General features: G+C 73.8%; 15 protein-coding genes. 8 read left to right on the top strand and 7 right to left on the bottom strand.

Features of this window, described 5'->3' with window-relative positions:
* Positions 1-3 precede the first annotated feature (3 nt).
* Together BM223_RS17555 and BM223_RS17550 are read left to right on the top strand one after the other, a co-directional pair.
* A complete protein-coding gene (locus BM223_RS17555) occupies positions 4-1,188 on the top strand; it encodes an acyl-CoA dehydrogenase family protein (RefSeq protein ID WP_038682812.1) in 1,185 nt (394 codons plus the stop codon).
* 19 nt (positions 1,189-1,207) lie between these two features.
* Positions 1,208-2,140, top strand: coding sequence for a VOC family protein (locus tag BM223_RS17550; RefSeq protein WP_038682810.1), 933 nt, complete (start codon positions 1,208-1,210; stop codon positions 2,138-2,140).
* 124 nt (positions 2,141-2,264) lie between these two features.
* On the opposite strand, the gene BM223_RS17545 is transcribed toward BM223_RS17550, so the two are convergent.
* The gene (locus BM223_RS17545; RefSeq protein WP_038682808.1) at positions 2,265-2,813 is read right to left on the bottom strand and encodes a flavin reductase family protein; all 549 of its coding nucleotides are present in this window, start codon (positions 2,811-2,813) and stop codon (positions 2,265-2,267) included.
* 129 nt (positions 2,814-2,942) lie between these two features.
* Here BM223_RS17545 and BM223_RS17540 point away from each other — a divergent pair, with 129 nt between their 5' ends.
* Positions 2,943-3,818: an alpha/beta fold hydrolase gene (locus BM223_RS17540; RefSeq protein WP_038682806.1), complete on the top strand. Its 876-nt coding sequence runs from the start codon at positions 2,943-2,945 to the stop codon at positions 3,816-3,818.
* Positions 3,815-4,849 (top strand): ferredoxin--NADP reductase, encoded by a 1,035-nt coding sequence (locus BM223_RS17535; protein WP_038682805.1) that lies wholly within the window; start codon positions 3,815-3,817, stop codon positions 4,847-4,849. Before BM223_RS17540 ends, BM223_RS17535 begins: the two co-directional genes overlap by 4 nt.
* A gap of 63 nt (positions 4,850-4,912) precedes the next feature.
* On the opposite strand, the gene BM223_RS17530 is transcribed toward BM223_RS17535, so the two are convergent.
* Both BM223_RS17530 and BM223_RS17525 read right to left on the bottom strand, forming a co-directional pair.
* A complete protein-coding gene (locus BM223_RS17530; RefSeq protein ID WP_200887033.1) occupies positions 4,913-5,203 on the bottom strand; it encodes a hypothetical protein in 291 nt (96 codons plus the stop codon).
* Complete coding sequence (locus BM223_RS17525) at positions 5,203-6,345, bottom strand: 3-ketosteroid-9-alpha-monooxygenase, oxygenase component (RefSeq protein WP_038682802.1); 1,143 nt, start codon at positions 6,343-6,345, stop codon at positions 5,203-5,205. The genes BM223_RS17530 and BM223_RS17525 overlap by 1 nt, the downstream gene beginning before the upstream one ends.
* A gap of 122 nt (positions 6,346-6,467) precedes the next feature.
* Between BM223_RS17525 and BM223_RS17520 the strand changes: the two genes are divergently transcribed.
* Positions 6,468-7,088: a maleylpyruvate isomerase family mycothiol-dependent enzyme gene (locus tag BM223_RS17520; RefSeq protein WP_038682800.1), complete on the top strand. Its 621-nt coding sequence runs from the start codon at positions 6,468-6,470 to the stop codon at positions 7,086-7,088.
* A 73-nt stretch (positions 7,089-7,161) separates the two neighbouring features.
* The gene (locus BM223_RS17515) at positions 7,162-8,097 is read left to right on the top strand and encodes an aldo/keto reductase (RefSeq protein ID WP_038682798.1); all 936 of its coding nucleotides are present in this window, start codon (positions 7,162-7,164) and stop codon (positions 8,095-8,097) included.
* Between the two features lie 54 nt (positions 8,098-8,151).
* Here the strand turns inward: BM223_RS17515 and BM223_RS17510 are convergent, their stop codons facing one another.
* Positions 8,152-8,784 carry a VOC family protein gene (locus tag BM223_RS17510; protein ID WP_038682796.1) on the bottom strand — a complete coding sequence of 211 codons (633 nt, stop codon included), beginning with the start codon at positions 8,782-8,784 and terminating at the stop codon, positions 8,152-8,154.
* A 70-nt stretch (positions 8,785-8,854) separates the two neighbouring features.
* Between BM223_RS17510 and BM223_RS17505 the strand changes: the two genes are divergently transcribed.
* Entirely contained in the window at positions 8,855-10,228 is a 1,374-nt protein-coding gene (locus tag BM223_RS17505; RefSeq protein ID WP_038682794.1) for an NAD(P)/FAD-dependent oxidoreductase, read from the top strand.
* On the opposite strand, the gene BM223_RS17500 is transcribed toward BM223_RS17505, so the two are convergent.
* Positions 10,225-11,100 carry an amidohydrolase family protein gene (locus BM223_RS17500; protein WP_038682791.1) on the bottom strand — a complete coding sequence of 292 codons (876 nt, stop codon included), beginning with the start codon at positions 11,098-11,100 and terminating at the stop codon, positions 10,225-10,227. The genes BM223_RS17505 and BM223_RS17500 overlap by 4 nt on opposite strands.
* 29 nt (positions 11,101-11,129) lie before the next feature.
* On the bottom strand, positions 11,130-11,864 hold the full coding sequence (locus BM223_RS17495) for an SDR family NAD(P)-dependent oxidoreductase (RefSeq protein WP_038682789.1): 735 nt from the start codon (positions 11,862-11,864) through the stop codon (positions 11,130-11,132).
* Between the two features lie 86 nt (positions 11,865-11,950).
* On the opposite strand from BM223_RS17495, the gene BM223_RS17490 reads away from it, so the two are divergent.
* Positions 11,951-12,538 carry a TetR/AcrR family transcriptional regulator gene (locus BM223_RS17490; protein WP_038682787.1) on the top strand — a complete coding sequence of 196 codons (588 nt, stop codon included), beginning with the start codon at positions 11,951-11,953 and terminating at the stop codon, positions 12,536-12,538.
* Positions 12,539-12,592: 54 nt separating this feature from the next.
* On the opposite strand, the gene BM223_RS17485 is transcribed toward BM223_RS17490, so the two are convergent.
* Entirely contained in the window at positions 12,593-14,818 is a 2,226-nt protein-coding gene (locus tag BM223_RS17485) for a heavy metal translocating P-type ATPase (RefSeq protein ID WP_141267446.1), read from the bottom strand.
* Positions 14,819-14,820 lie beyond the last annotated feature (2 nt).

The raw sequence follows: 14,820 nt of genomic DNA, 5'->3' as shown, positions 1-14,820 counted from the left end.
ACCATGGGCAACGATGTCCTGTCCGCGATCGAGGAGCGCGCCGAGCAGATCGCCGCGACCGGTGCGGCCAACGAGAAGCTCGGCCGGCTGGACGACCAGGCGGTCGCCCTGCTGCGCGAGACCGGCGTGATGCGGATGCTGCAGCCGGCCAAGTACGGCGGCCGGCAGTCCACCCCGGCGGAGTTCGCCGAGGCCGTCATGAAGGTGGCCGCCTGCGACGGCGCCACCGGCTGGGTCGCCGGCATCGTGGGCCTGCACCCGTGGGAGATGGCGATGATGGACTCCCGCCTGCAGGAGGAGGTCTGGGGCAGCGACCCCGACGTCTGGATCGCCTCCCCCTACGCGCCGATGGGCATGCTGACCCCGGCCGACGGCGGCTTCCACCTCTCCGGGCGCTGGCAGTTCTCGTCGGGCACCGACCACTGCGACTGGATCTTCCTGGGCGCCACCAAGGCCGACGCCGACGGCAACCCCGACTTCGCGGCGGGCATGTGGCACGTCGTCCTGCCGCGTGCGGACTACACGATCGTCGAGGACTCCTGGGACGTCGTGGGCCTGCGCGGCACCGGCAGCAAGGACGTCGTCGTCGACGGCGCGTTCATCCCCGACTACCGGGTGCTCGCCTACGAGCGGCTCACCGACGGCTCCGCTCCGCGCGACGCCGGGCTCGACGACCCGACGTACCTGATGCCGTTCACGACCGTCTTCCCGAGCGGCATCACCTCCGCCGTCCTCGGCATCTGCGAGGGTGCGCTCGCGCACCACCTCGCCTACCAGACCAACCGGCTGCAGATCAGCGGCACCGCGGTGCGCGAGGACCCCTACGTCCTCTCCGCCATCGGCGCCGCGGCGGCCGAGATCCACGCCTCCAAGATCGCGCTGCTCGACAGCCTGCGCTGGAGCTACGACCGCGCCGCCGCGGGTCACGAGCTGACCTTCGCCGAGCGGTCCAAGAACCGGCAGACCCAGGTCACCGCGTCGTGGCGCGCGGTGCGCGCGATGGACGAGATCGTCGCCCGCTCGGGCGGCAACGGCCTGCGGATGGACCACCCGATGCAGCGCTTCTGGCGCGACGGCCACATGGGCCTGGCGCACGCCATCAACGTCCCCGGACCCGTCCTGCACGCCTCGGCCCTCGGCGAGATGGACATCGTCCCGCCGCCCGGCCCGCTGCACTCGATGATCTGACCCAGGAAGGAACAGACGCATGACCCAGAACGTCCGTCACATCCGCTCGCTCGGCTACATCCGGATGCAGAGCCAGGACATCGCCCGCTGGCGCGAGCTCGCGATCGACACCCTCGGCTTCCAGGAGGTCGCCGGCGCGAACCCCGACGCCCTCTACCTGCGGATGGACGAGCGCCCGGCGCGCCTCGTCGTCGTCCCGGGGGGTCCGGACCGGGTGCTCAGCATCGGCTGGGAGGTCCGCGACCACCTGGCGCTCGCCGCCGTCACCCGTGACCTCGAGGCCGCCGGCATCGCCGTCAAGCCGCTCACCGACGACGAGCTCGCCGACCGCCGGGTCGAGGGCGCCATCGGGTTCACCGACCCGGGCGGCAACCCGACCGAGATCTTCTTCGCCCCCGAGCTCGACCACAGCCCGGTCCGCACCGGCTTCGCGCAGAAGTTCGTCACCGGCGACCAGGGCCTCGGCCACGTCGTCGTCCCGACGACCGCGCCGGAGGAGACCTTCGCCTTCTACACCGAGGTGCTCGGCTTCCTGCCGCGCGGCGCGATGAAGGCCGGCCCGCCGATCGACGGCTACCAGCCGCGCGTCCGCTTCCTCGGCGTCAACCAGCGCCACCACAGCCTCGCGCTCATCGGCGCCCCTCACGGCGAGGCGCCCGGCCTGGTGCACTTCATGGTCGAGGTCGACGACCTCGACGCCGTCGGCCGTGCGCTCGACCAGGTCAACCAGCGCGGCTTCTCGATCTCGTCCACGCTCGGCCGGCACACCAACGACAAGATGGTGTCCTTCTACGTCCGCGCCCCCGGTGGCTGGGACGTCGAGTACGGCACCGACGGCAGCCGGGTCGACGAGACGTCGTACACGGCCGAGGAGATCACCGCCGACTCCTACTGGGGCCACGACTGGTCCGGCGCCGAGCCGCTCGCCGCGTTCGTCCCGCCGTCCGCCTGAACCCCGCCGCCCAGGCCCCGCTCCCCCGGGAGCGGGGCCTGCGCGCGCTTGTAACTCAGTGTTCAGACCACTACCAGGGTGGTCGACACCCCTGGTAGTGGTCTGAACACGTAGTTACATGAACTCAGCGCCAGTGCTCGTTCCAGCCGAAGAGGTCCGGCGGGACGACGGCGCCGTCGCCGTCGACGCCGAACCGGCCGCGGTAGAACACGAGCGGGCGGCCGGTGCGGGGGGTCTCCAGGGCCAGCACCCGGCCGATCACCACGTCGTGGTCGCCCTCGACGTGCACCGAGGCGACCTCGGCGTGCACCCGGCACAGCACGTCCGGCAGGGACGGCGTCCCCCAGGCGGACGTCGTCCAGCCGAGGTCGTCGAACTTGCGGCCGCGGCTGGAGCCGAAGCGGCCGCACAGGTCGGTCTGGTCCTCGGCGAGGACGTTGACGCTGAACCGGCCGGTGGCGCGGATCCGGGGCCAGGTGCGGCCGCCGTGGTCGGCGCAGAAGAGGACGAGCGGCGGGGTCAGCGAGACCGAGGCGAAGGACTGGCAGGCGAAGCCCGCGGGGCCGTCGGCGTCGAGGCCGGCGACCACGGTGACGCCGCTGGCGAAGCTGCTCAGGGCGCGGCGCATCCGCTCGGGGCTGGGCTCGTGCACGGCGAGGGTGGTCTGGGTCATCGGTACTCCTCCACGTCGCTGGTCCGACCGGGTGACGGTAGGCGGGCGGTCCACCCGCGCCGGCCTCTTCTCCCGGAGAACGGAACGAGCCGGGCGCGACCGGGCGGAGCCGACCTAGCGTCGCCGTCCATGAACCAGACCTCGACTCTCGACGCCGGCGCGACCCTCCGCGAGGTCGCCACCGACCGCGGCGTGCTGCGCTACCACGAGGCCGGCGACGGCCCGCCGCTCGTGATGCTGCACGGCTCGGGTCCCGGGGTCACCGGGATGAAGAACTTCGCGGGCAACCTCGCCCGGTTCTCGCAGCACTTCCGCTGCCTGGTGCTGGAGCTGCCCGGCTTCGGGATCAGCGACGCGACCGGCGAGGGCCTGCTCCCCGGCGCGGCCGCGGCGACGATCCGCTTCGTGGACGCGCTCGGGCTCGACCAGGTCGACATCATCGGCAACTCCCTCGGCGGCATCGCCGGCGCGCTCGTCGCGATGGAGCAGCCCGACCGGGTACGTCGTCTGGTCACCGTCGGCGGCCTGGGCCGGAACGTCTTCTCCCCGGCGCCCGGCGAGGGCATCAAGCTGCTCGTCGACTTCACCGACAACCCGACCCGCGACAAGCTGGTCGCCTGGCTGCACTCGATGGTCTACAACCCGGCGATGATCACCGAGGAGATGATCGAGGACCGCTGGAAGCAAGCCACCGACCCCGAGACGCTCGCCAGCGCGCGCACGCTCTACGGCAGCGAGGCCTTCGCCCGCAACGCCGCCGCCGCGGCCGCCGCGGACCACGTGCCGTACTGGGCGATGCTGCACAAGATCAAGGCCAAGACCCTCATCACCTGGGGCCGCGACGACCGGGTCAGCCCGATGGACATGGCGCTCATCCCGATGCGGACCATCCCCGACGTCGAGCTCCACGTGCTGCCCAACTGCGGCCACTGGGCGATGATCGAGGCCAAGCACGCGTGGGAGAGCGTCGTCGAGGCGTTCCTCACCCGACCCGACGGCGCATGAGCACCGCCCCTCTGCGGCTGCGGGTCGTCGCCACCGTCGCCGAGACGGACGACGCCCGCTCGGTGGTGCTCGCGGCCGAGGACGGCGCCCCGGTGGGCTACCGGCCCGGGCAGTTCCTCACCTTCCGGGTGCCGGTCGCCGAGGGGGCGCTCGCCCGCTGCTACTCGCTGAGCAGCTCGCCGCACCACGAGCCGGAGCGGCTCGTGGTGACGGTGAAGCGGATCCCCGGCGGGCGCGGCTCGGCCTGGATGTGCGACGAGCTGGCCGAGGGCGACGTCGTCGATGCGCTCCGCCCGGCCGGCACGTTCACCCCGCGCGACCTCGACCGCGACCTGCTCCTGGTCGCCGCCGGCAGCGGGATCACGCCGGTCCTGTCGATCCTGCGCTCCGCGCTGGCGGCCGGCACCGGGCACGTCACCGTGCTCTACGCCAACCGCGACGAGCGCTCGGTGATCTTCGCCGCCGAGCTCGCCGCGCTGGAGCAGGCGCACCCGGGCCGGCTCGTCGTCCTGCACTGGCTGGAGAGCCTGCACGGCCTGCCGGACGACGAGCGGCTGGCGGCCCGGCTCACGCCGTACGCCGCCCGCGAGGCCTTCGTCTGCGGCCCCGCGCTGTTCATGCGGGCGGTCGAGAAGGCCCTCGCCGCCGCCGGCGCCGACCCGGCGCTCGTCCACGTCGAGGAGTTCGTCTCGCTCACCGGCGACCCGTTCGCGGCGCCCGAGCCGCTGGCGGCCGGCGCCGACGAGGACGAGGGTGCCGCCGAGCTCGAGGTCACCCTCGACGGCGAGACCCGCACCCTGCCGTGGGTGCGCTCGCGCCCGCTGACCGACGTCCTGCTGGCGGCGGGGCTGCCGGCGCCGTACTCGTGCCGGGAGGGGGCGTGCAGCGCCTGCGCCTGCGTGGTCACCGAGGGGGAGGTGGCGATGGAGGTCAACCAGGTCCTCGACGACGCCGACCTCGCCGACGGGCTCGTGCTGGGCTGCCAGGCGCGGCCGGTCAGCGACCGGGTCCGGGTCTCGTACGACGGCTGACCCGCCCGCGACGCGAAGGAGCCCCGCCCGCGCTCGCGGCCGGGGCTCCTTGCTGTCCGTGCGTCAGTCGTCGGCGAGCACCGGGAGGTCACCGCGCTCGACGGCCTTGGCCAGGGCCTGGCGCAGCGAGACGCACCCGGCGAACAGCGTCCCCTCGATGCGCGGCGGCATCGCGGCGCGCCGCTCCAGGCAGCGCTCCACGTCGGCGGCGTGCCACTGGATGCTCGTCTGCTCCCAGCTGCTCTTGCGCGCCTCGACCGCCGCCCCGCACGTGTCGCACGAGACCGGCGACATCGGCGCGGTCTCGAGCCGGACGTCGGGACGGACCGTCACGGGAGCGATCGGCGCGCCCATCAGACCGACTCGTTCTCGGCGGCCCGGGCGATGTTCTCGGCGACCTCCTGCGACCAGGCCTCGGCGGGGCGGGTCATGTCGAGCTCGAACTCGAAGCGCTCGGTCATCTCGGGCAGGACGGCGTCGACGTCGGTGTAGAACTGCTGGTACCAGCGGCGCAGCTGGTAGACCGGGCCGTCCTCCTCGCACAGCAGGGGGTTGTCGATGCGGGCCTTGTTCTGCCAGATCGCGACGTCCTGCTCGAAGCCGGTCTTGATGAAGTCGCCCATGGTCGCGGCCGAGGCGCTCGCGTACTCGTCGGAGACGCCCTGCGGCTTCTTCACGATGATGCCGTACTGCAGGACGAACGAGTCGGTGTCGACCGGGTAGTGGCAGTTGATCAGGATCGACTCGAAGTTGCCCGTGTCGTACTCGTAGACGAGGTCGTCGATCATGAACGACGGCCCGAAGTACGACGCCGTCGACTTCACGGCGAGCAGGGTGGAGCCGTCGTCGCTCGGGACGGCGACGTCGCCGCGGTCGGTGCCGTTCATGACCTGGGTGGCGACGTGACCCTCGAAGATGTTCTTGAAGTACGTCGGCATCGAGTAGTGCACGTAGAAGAAGTGCGCCATGTCGACGACGTTGTCGACGATCTCGCGGCAGTTGGAGCCGTCGATCTTGATGGAGTACCAGTGCCAGTCGGTCCACTCGTCGCTGCTCGCGCCGGGGATCTTGGGGATCGCCTGCTCGGCGATCGGCGGGTTGCCCTGCGGGTCGTTCCAGACGAAGAGCATGCCGTCCTGGTCGAGCGTGGGCCACGCCGACGTCCGCGCGCGCAGCGGCACCCGGCGCGAGTAGGGGATCTGCTTGCAGCGACCGTCGCCGCCCCAGCGCCAGTCGTGGAAGGGGCACGCGATGTTGCCGTCCTTCACCGTGCCCTGGGAGAGGTCGCCGCCCATGTGCCGGCAGAACGCGTCGAGCACGCGGAGCTCGCCGTCGGAGTCCTCCCACACGACGAGCTTGGTGCCGAAGGCCAGCACCTGGTGCGGCTGGCCGTCGCGGAAGTCCTGGGAGAGCCCGAGGCAGTGCCAGCCCCGGGCGTAGCGCTGCGCGATCGGGTCCGCCTCGATCTGGCGGGGGATGTCGGGAGCGGTCGTCATGACGGCTGTCCTTCCTGTGCACGGTTCGGGTGCGGCCGACCGTAGGAAGCGGGGACGGGCCGGTGCCGGCGTTCTCCCGCTCTCCGGCACCGGTGTCGGAGGCCCGTGCCAGGGTGAGCCGCATGAAGGACGTCTGGACCTGGGTCCGTGCCGAGCGGGCCGCACTGGTCGCCGATCTCGCCGCGGTGAGTGCCGAGCAGTGGGAGACGCCGTCGCTGTGCCCCGGGTGGAGCGTCCACGACGTCGTGGCCCACCTGGTCGACAACGCCCGGACGACGCGGCTGGGCATCGTCCGCGCGATGGTGCGGGCGCGCTTCGACTTCGACCGGCAGAACGCCGACGGCGTCCGCCGCGAGCGGTGCGCGACGCCTGCCGAGACGCTCGACCGGCTGCGCGACGTCGTCACCCGGACGACGACCCCGCCGGCGCCGCTCGACAGCCGGCTGGTCGAGGAGGTCGTGCACGGCGAGGACATCCGTCGTCCGCTCGGCATCGCGCACGCCTACGCGCCCACCGCGGTCGAGCGCGCCCTGCGCTACCAGGCCCGCACGTCGGTCGGCATGGGCGGCGCGAAGCAGCGCATCGCCGGTCTGCGCCTCGAGGCGACCGACGCCGACCTCGCGCTGGGCGAGCCGGGCGGCACGCTCGTCCGGGGGCCGGTGGTGGCGCTGCTGCTCGCCGCGTCCGGGCGCACGGCGGCGGCCGCCGACCTGAGCGGCGCGGGCGCCGACGCACTGCGCTGAGCGCGGCCCTCCGGACGCCGACTACGATAACTAGCCGATCGGCTAGTCATCCCGCGACGACGAGGAGCTCCTGATGGACAAGCGCACCCTGGGCACCGGCGGCCCGGAGCTGTCGGTGCTCGGCCTGGGCTGCAACAACTTCGGCATGAAGCTCGACGCCGCCCAGACCCGCGAGGTCGTCGCCGCGGCGCTCGACGCGGGGATCACCCACTTCGACACCGCCGAGATGTACGGCGGGGGCCGCTCCGAGGAGTTCCTCGGCGCCGCGCTCGGCAGCCGCCGCGACGACGTCGTCATCGCGAGCAAGTACCTCCCGCGCCCGCAGGACGAGGTGTACGCGCCGGGCGCGCTGGCCCGCCGCATCCGCGAGGGCGTCGAGGGCAGCCTGCGCCGGCTGGGCACCGACCGGATCGACGTCTACTACCAGCACTACCCCGACACCGAGGCGCCCGACGACGAGGTCGTCACGACCCTCGACGAGCTGGTCCGCGCGGGCAAGGTGCGCCATCTCGCGACGTCCAACGTGAGCGCGGAGCGGATCGCCGGCCAGGCCGCGGCGGCGCGCGAGCGCGGGCTCGCGACCTTCACCGGCGTCCAGATCGAGTGGAACCTGCTCTCCCGCGCCGTCGAGGCCGAGGTGGTGCCGGCCGCCCGGGCCGAGGGGCTGGGCGTGGTGCCCTACTTCCCGCTCGCCTCGGGCCTGCTCACCGGCAAGTACGCCGCCGGGCAGCCCTACCCCGACGGCTCCCGCTTCGCGGTGATCCCCTTCTTCGCCGAGGTCGCGACCGACGACAACTTCGCCGCCGTCGCCCGGCTCGCCGCGCTGGCCGAGAGCCGTGGCCACGACCTGGTCACGCTCGCGTTCGGCTGGCTGCTCGCCCAGGACGGCGTCACCTCGGTGATCGCCGGCGCCAGCACGCCCGGCCAGGTGGTCGCCAACGCCGCCGCCCTCGGGTGGACGCTCACCGCTGACGACCTCGCCGCCGTCGACGCCGCCCTGCGCGGCTGACTCCCGGCCCAGCCACGCGGCGTACAGCTGGGCCGGCGTGCACACGGGGCGCTCCTAGGCCTCGTGGTCGGCGGCAGCGTGCGCGGGCTCCCAGGCGAAGCCGTCGGGGTCGGTGCCGGCCGTCGTCCCGCCGCGCAGGACGAGGCGGTGCGACCCGGTGCCGTCGATCGGCACACCGGCGTCCTTGGCGAGCGCCTTGCGGCTGAGCAGGCCGAGGGTGACCGCGCCCGCGCCGGGTTCGAACTCGACGTACTTGCGGCCGAAGCTCTTCGCCACGCCGAAGCCGCGCTCGGTGTAGTAGCGCTTGGTCGCGAGCACGTCGTCGGCGCCGATGAGCAGCACCACGCTCTCGTAGGCGCGGCTGACCGGGCCGGTGTTCTTCTTCGACGAGCTGACCACCTTCCAGATGGCGCCGTCGGGGGCGCGGAGCACGCCACCGTAGCCCCAGAAGGACTTCGTCACCGGCTTGATCACCTCGGCGCCGGCGGCGATAGCGGACTCCCCGAGCGCGTCGACGTCGGCCGGCTGGGCCAGGGTGAGGGAGACGTGGAAGCCGCGGAAGCCGGAGGTGGGGGTCGCGCCGGCGCGGACGTCGACGGGCAGGCCGGGCCCGAAGGCCTGGTCGTAGAAGGCACGGGCGGCGGCCGGGTCGGCCGCCTCGATGATCAGGGTGTCGATGAAGCTCATGTCCCCGACGCTAGGTCCGGGGACGGCCGCGGTGCTTCTCGATTCCTGACCGTTCCGGCAGGCTGGCCCGGTGCGCACGGGTGAGGTGTCCTTCTGGTGGGCCGACCGGGGCCGGCCGGAGCCGGACGACGTCCTCGACGGCGACGTGACTGCCGACGTCGTGGTGGTGGGGGCGGGCTACACCGGGCTGTGGACGGCGTACTACCTGAGCGGGCTGCGGCCCGACCTCGACATCCGGGTGGTCGAGCAGCGGTTCGCCGGGTACGGCGCGTCCGGCCGCAACGGCGGCTGGCTGTCGGCCTCGGTGACCGGAGGGCTCGACGGCTACGCGCGCACCCACCCGCGGGCCGACGTCGCCCGCTTCCAGCTCGCGATGAACGACGCGGTCGACGAGGTCATCGCCGTCACCGAGCGGCACGCCATCGACGCCGAGGTCCGCAAGGGCGGCACCCTGCTCGTCGCCCGCAACCCGGCCCAGGCCGAGCGGGCGCAGGCGTTCGCGGCCTTCGGTGAGCGCTGGCCCGAGGTCGGCGTCGAGCTGCTCGCGGCGGACGCCGCCGATCGCCGGGTCCGGGTCGCCGGCACGCGCGCGGCCGTCTGGGAGCCGCACTGCGCCCGCATCCACCCGGCCCGGCTGGCCGCCGGCCTGGCTCGCGTGGTGCGCGAGCGGGGCGTGCGGATCCACGAGGGGACGACGGTCCGTGCGATCGCGCCCGGCCGGGTCGACACCGACCGCGGGGTCGTGCGCGCGCGGCACGTCATCCGCGCGACCGAGGGCTTCACCGCGAACCTGGCGGGCGAGCGCCGCACCTGGGTGCCGATGAACTCCTCGATGATCGTCACCGAGCCGCTGCCCGCCGACGCCTGGGCGGCGATCGGGTGGGAGCACTTCGACACGCTCGAGGACCTCGCGCACGTCTACTCCTACGCGCAGCGCACCGCCGACGGCCGGATCGCGATCGGCGGCCGCGGCCACCCCTACCGCTACGGCTCGCAGACCGACAGCGACGGCGACATCGATCCGCGCACGGTCGCCCACCTGCGGGCGATCCTCGTGTCGTGGTTCCCTGCGCTGGCCGACGTACCGGTCGCGCACGGGTGGAGCGGCGTGCTCGGCGTCCCCCGCAACTGGCGCGCCACCGTGGGGTACGACGTCGCGAGCGGTCTCGGCTGGGCCGGCGGCTACGTCGGCACGGGCGTCACGGCGGCCCACCTGGCCGGCCGGACCCTCGCCGACCTCGTGGCCGGCGAGCGCACCGACCGCACCACGCTGCCCTGGGTCGACCAGCGCGCCCGCCGGTGGGAGCCGGAGCCCCTGCGCTGGCTGGGGATCCACGGGCTCTACCGGGCGTACGGGCTCGCCGACCGGATCGAGGCGCGGGGGGCGCGGCGCACGTCGGTGATCGCGCGGGTGGCTGACCGGGTCAGCGGCCGGGTCTCCTAGGCCGAGGCCGGCAGCCGGTACGCCGCCCGGGTGTTGTCGGCGAAGAAGCGCGCGCTCTCGTCGGGGCTCGCGACCGACTGCACCAGCGGCACGATCGCGCGCAGCAGGTCGGCGTGCGCGACGTGGAGCGAGTCGATGGGCATGTTCGAGCCGAACAGCAGCCGGTCCCAGCCCCAGGAGGCGACCGCGCCGTCGAGCCAGGGCCGGACGGTGTCGGTGGTGACGCTCGGCAGCACCATGCCCAGGCCGGAGAACTTGCAGACCCAGTCGGTGCTCCCGGCGACCTCGCGCATCGAGGCGGCCCACGCGGCGACGCCCTCGGGGGTGACGTCGTGGGGCGTGCCGAGGTGCTCCAGGACGACGGACAGCCCGGGCCGCTGCGCCAGCACGTCGACCCAGGCGGGCAGCGAGCCCGGTGAGGCGACCAGGTCGAAGACCAGTCCGCGCTCGTCGAGCCAGTCGAGGAGCACCGGGGTGGCGGGGGAGTCCGGCTCCAGCGCCCCGTAGACGCGGGCCCCGCGGAAGCGCTCGTGCGCCGCCTGCTGGTCGAGGTGCGCCACCAGCTCGGCGGCCGGCAGCTGCGGGTCGACGGTGCCGATGGTGACCGCCGGGACGTTCGCGGCCGACAGCTCGTCCTCGAGCCAGCGCGCCTCGTCGAGGTAGGCGTGCGGTGCGGTCGCCGCCGAGACGTGCACCAGCCCGGCGAGCGTGACGCCCGGGTGGTGCGCGGCGTAGTCGGCGTACCGGTGCCGGTCGAGGAGCCACGGGCTGGCCGCGTGCTCGGCGAAGGCGCGCAGGCCCGGGTACCAGTCGTTGGCCGCGGGGTCCCACAGGTGGGCGTGGGCGTCGACGATCGTGGGGCTGGTGCTCATGGGGGCTCCTCGGGCTGCTTCTCGGGGGGTCAGTGCATCGTCAGGCCGCCGCTGACGCTGAGCGTCTGGCCGGTCACGTAGGCGGCGTCGGGGCTGCTGAGCCAGGCGATCGCCGCGGCGACGTCGTCGGGCTCGGCGAGGCGGCGGCTCGGGATCGCGGCGACGAGCTTGTCCAGCATGGCCTGCTTGTCCGCCATCAGCTCGTCGACCATCCGGCCGTGGACGGGTCCGGGGCACACCACGTTGACGGTGATGCCGTCGCGCGCGTGCTCCCGGGCCAGCGACTTGGCGAGCCCGAGCAGCCCCGCCTTGCTCGCGGCGTACGCCGCCTCGTGGGCGGCGCCCGCCCGGGCGCTGTCCGAGGCGACGTAGACGATCCGCGGGTGCGCGGCGCCCGCGAGCGCCGGCAGCAGCGCCTGGGTCAGCAGCATCGGCCCGTGCAGGTTGACCCGGTGCAGCAGCTCCCAGGTGGCCGGCGTGCTGTCGACGAACCGCCCGACCGCAGCCACCCCCGCGCACGAGACGAGCGCGGCCGGGCTCTGTGCGGCGGTGTGCGCGGCCAGCGCGCGCACGGAGTCGTCGTCGGCCAGGTCGACGTGCACGGCCTCGGCGTGCTCACCCAGCTCGTCGGCCCGCTGCCGGGCGGCCGCCAGGTCGACGTCCGCCAGCAGGACCCGCCAGCCGTCGGCGTGCAGCCGGGCGGCGGTCGCCGCGCCGACGTCACCGGCGGCACCGGTGACCAGGGCCAGGGGGTGCGGTCTCATTCCTCTACCGTAGCGATCGCTACGGTCTCGATCAACGCCGGGACCGGGCTTCCGCCGAGGAGCGGTGCGATCGCTACGCTGCACCCATGAGCGCGCGCCCGGTCTCCGCGCGGCGCCGCCAGATCCTCGACGCGGCCGCCCCGCTGTTCGCCGAGCACGGCGTCGCCGCGACCTCGGTGCGCGACATCGCGAGCGCCGCGGACCTCAAGTCCGGCAGCCTCTACCACCAGTTCGCGGCCAAGGAGGAGATCGCCGGCGAGATCGTGGCGGCCTACGTCGACGAGCTCGCGACGGCGTACGACGTCGAGGTGGCCGCCGCCGCGACCGGGGCCGACCGCGTGGTCGGCCTGATCCGCGCCTCGCTGCGCGTGATGCACCGCCACCCGCACGCGACCCAGATCTACGAGCGCGACGCGGCCCTCCTGCGCGAGGCCGGGACGCCGCCGCGGCTGCGCGAGATCACCAACGGCCTGCAGGAGTCCTGGCTGGCCAGCCTGCGCGACGGGATGGCCGACGGCTCGGTGCGCGCGGGGCTCGACGTGCGGGTCGCCTTCCGGCTGATCCGGGACGGGCTGTGGCTGACCGTGCGCTGGTACGAGCCCTCGGAGGTCTACCCGCTCGAGCGGCTCGAGGAGGAGTGCATCGCGCTCTACCTCGCCGGCATCCGCGCCTGACGCCTCCGCCGCCCCCGCCGCGGATGCAGCGGGGGCGGCGGGAGCAGCGGCCGCTCAGCCGGCGGTGGCCCGGAACCTCCGCAGCCGCAGGCTGTTCGACACCACGAACACCGACGAGAACGCCATCGCGGCGCCCGCCAGCATCGGGTTGAGCAGGCCGGCGGCGGCCAGGGGCAGGGCCGCCACGTTGTAGGCGAAGGCCCAGAACAGGTTGCCCTTGATGGTGGCGAGCGTCCGGCGGGAGAGCCGGATCGCGTCGACCGCGACCTGCAGGTCGCCCCGGACGAGCGTCAGGTCGCTCGCCTCGATCGCCACGTCGGTGCCGGTGCCCATGGCCAGGCCGAGGTCGGCCTGGGCGAGCGCGGCGGCGTCGTTGACGCCGTCCCCGACCATCGCGACGACCTTGCCCTCGCCCTGGAGCCGCTTGACCACGTCGACCTTGTCGGCCGGCAGGACGTCGGCGATGACGTCGTCCTCGGCGATGCCGACCTCGGCCGCGACGGTCCGGGCCACGACGGCGTTGTCGCCGGTGAGCAGGACCGGGCGCAGGCCGAGCTCGCGCAGCTGGGCGATGGCGGTGGCCGAGGTCGGCTTGATGGCGTCGGCGACCACGACGACGCCACGGGCCTGGCCGTCCCAGCCCACCGCGACGGCGGTGCCGCCGGTGCGCTGGGCCTCCTCGAGGGCCTCGGTGAGCGCGGGGGAGAGGTGCTGCGACCACTCCTCGAGCAGCCGGGGCCGGCCCACGAGGACGGCGTGCGACACGTCGCCCTCGACCAGGACGCCCTGGACACCGAGTCCCTCGACGTTGGCGAAGTCCTCGACCGCGGGCAGCGGCCCGGCCTCGCGCGCCGCGTCGGCGATGGCGCGGGCGATGGGGTGCTCGGAGGCGTCCTCGAGCGCGCCGGCGTAGCGCAGCACGTCGTCGGCCGACTCGCCCTCGCCGGCGATCACGTCGCGCAGCGTCATCCGGCCGGTGGTGACCGTGCCGGTCTTGTCGAGGACGACGGTGTCGACCGCGCGGGTCGACTCCAGCACCTCGGGCCCCTTGATCAGGATGCCGAGCTGGGCGCCGCGGCCGGTGCCGACCATGAGGGCGGTCGGCGTGGCCAGGCCCAGCGCGCAGGGGCAGGCGATGATGAGGACGGCGACCGCGGCCGTGAACGCCGCCGCCAGGCCGTTGCCCGTCCCGAGCCAGAAGCCGAGGGTGCCGGTCGCGAGCACGATGACGATCGGCACGAAGATGCCGGAGATCCGGTCGGCCAGGCGCTGGACCTGGGCCTTGCCGTTCTGGGCGTCCTCGACCAGCCGCGCCATCTGGGCGAGCTGGGTGTCGCCGCCGACCCGGGTGGCCCGGACGACGAGCCGGCCGCCCGCGTTGACGGTCGCGCCGACGACGGCGTCGCCCGCGCCGACCTCGACCGGCACGGACTCGCCGGTGAGCATCGAGGCGTCGACCGCCGAGGTGCCGCGCTCGACCACGCCGTCGGTCGCGATCTTCTCGCCCGGCCGGACGACGAACAGGTCGTCGACCTCCAGGTCCGCCACCGGGATCCTGGTCTCGGTGACGCCGTCGGGCCCGAGCACCGCGACCTCCTTGGCGCCCAGCTCGAGCAGCGCCTTGAGCGCCGCCCCCGCCCGCCGCTTCGAGCGCTGCTCGAAGTAGCGCCCGGCCAGGATGAACGTCGTGACGCCCGCCGCGGCCTCGAGGTAGATGTTGCCGCTGCCGTCGCTGCGCTCGATGGTGAGCTCGAACGGGTGCTTCATCCCGGTGGTGCCGGCGGTGCCCCAGAACAGCGCGTAGAGCGACCAGCCCAGCGCGGCGAGCGTGCCGAGCGAGATCAGCGTGTCCATGGTCGAGGTGCCGTGGCGCAGGTTGGTCCAGGCCGCCTTGTGGAACGGCCAGGCCCCCCACACGACGACCGGCGCGGCCAGCGTCAGCGAGAGCCACTGCCAGTTGTCGAACTGGAGCGCCGGCACCATCGCCATCGCGATCACCGGCACCGAGAGCACTGCCGAGATCAGCAGGCGGTTGCGCAGCGGCGCGATCGGGTCGGCGTCGTCGCCGCCCGCGCCCTCGGCACCGCCCTCGGAGGCCGGCGGCTTCGGCAGCGCGGCACCGTAGCCGGCCGCCTCGACCGCCGCGACCAGCGCGTCGGCGGTGACGCCCTCGGCGTAGGAGACCTTCGCCTTCTCGGTCGCGTAGTTGACCGTCGCGGTGACGCCGTCGAGCTTGTTGAGCTTGCGCTCGATCCGGTTGGCGCACGAGGCGCAGGTCATCC

Origin of the sequence: Pimelobacter simplex (assembly GCF_900114845.1) — a bacterium.
GTDB lineage: Bacteria > Actinomycetota > Actinomycetes > Propionibacteriales > Nocardioidaceae > Nocardioides > Nocardioides simplex.
This window is presented reverse-complemented; position numbering and strand designations above follow the sequence as displayed.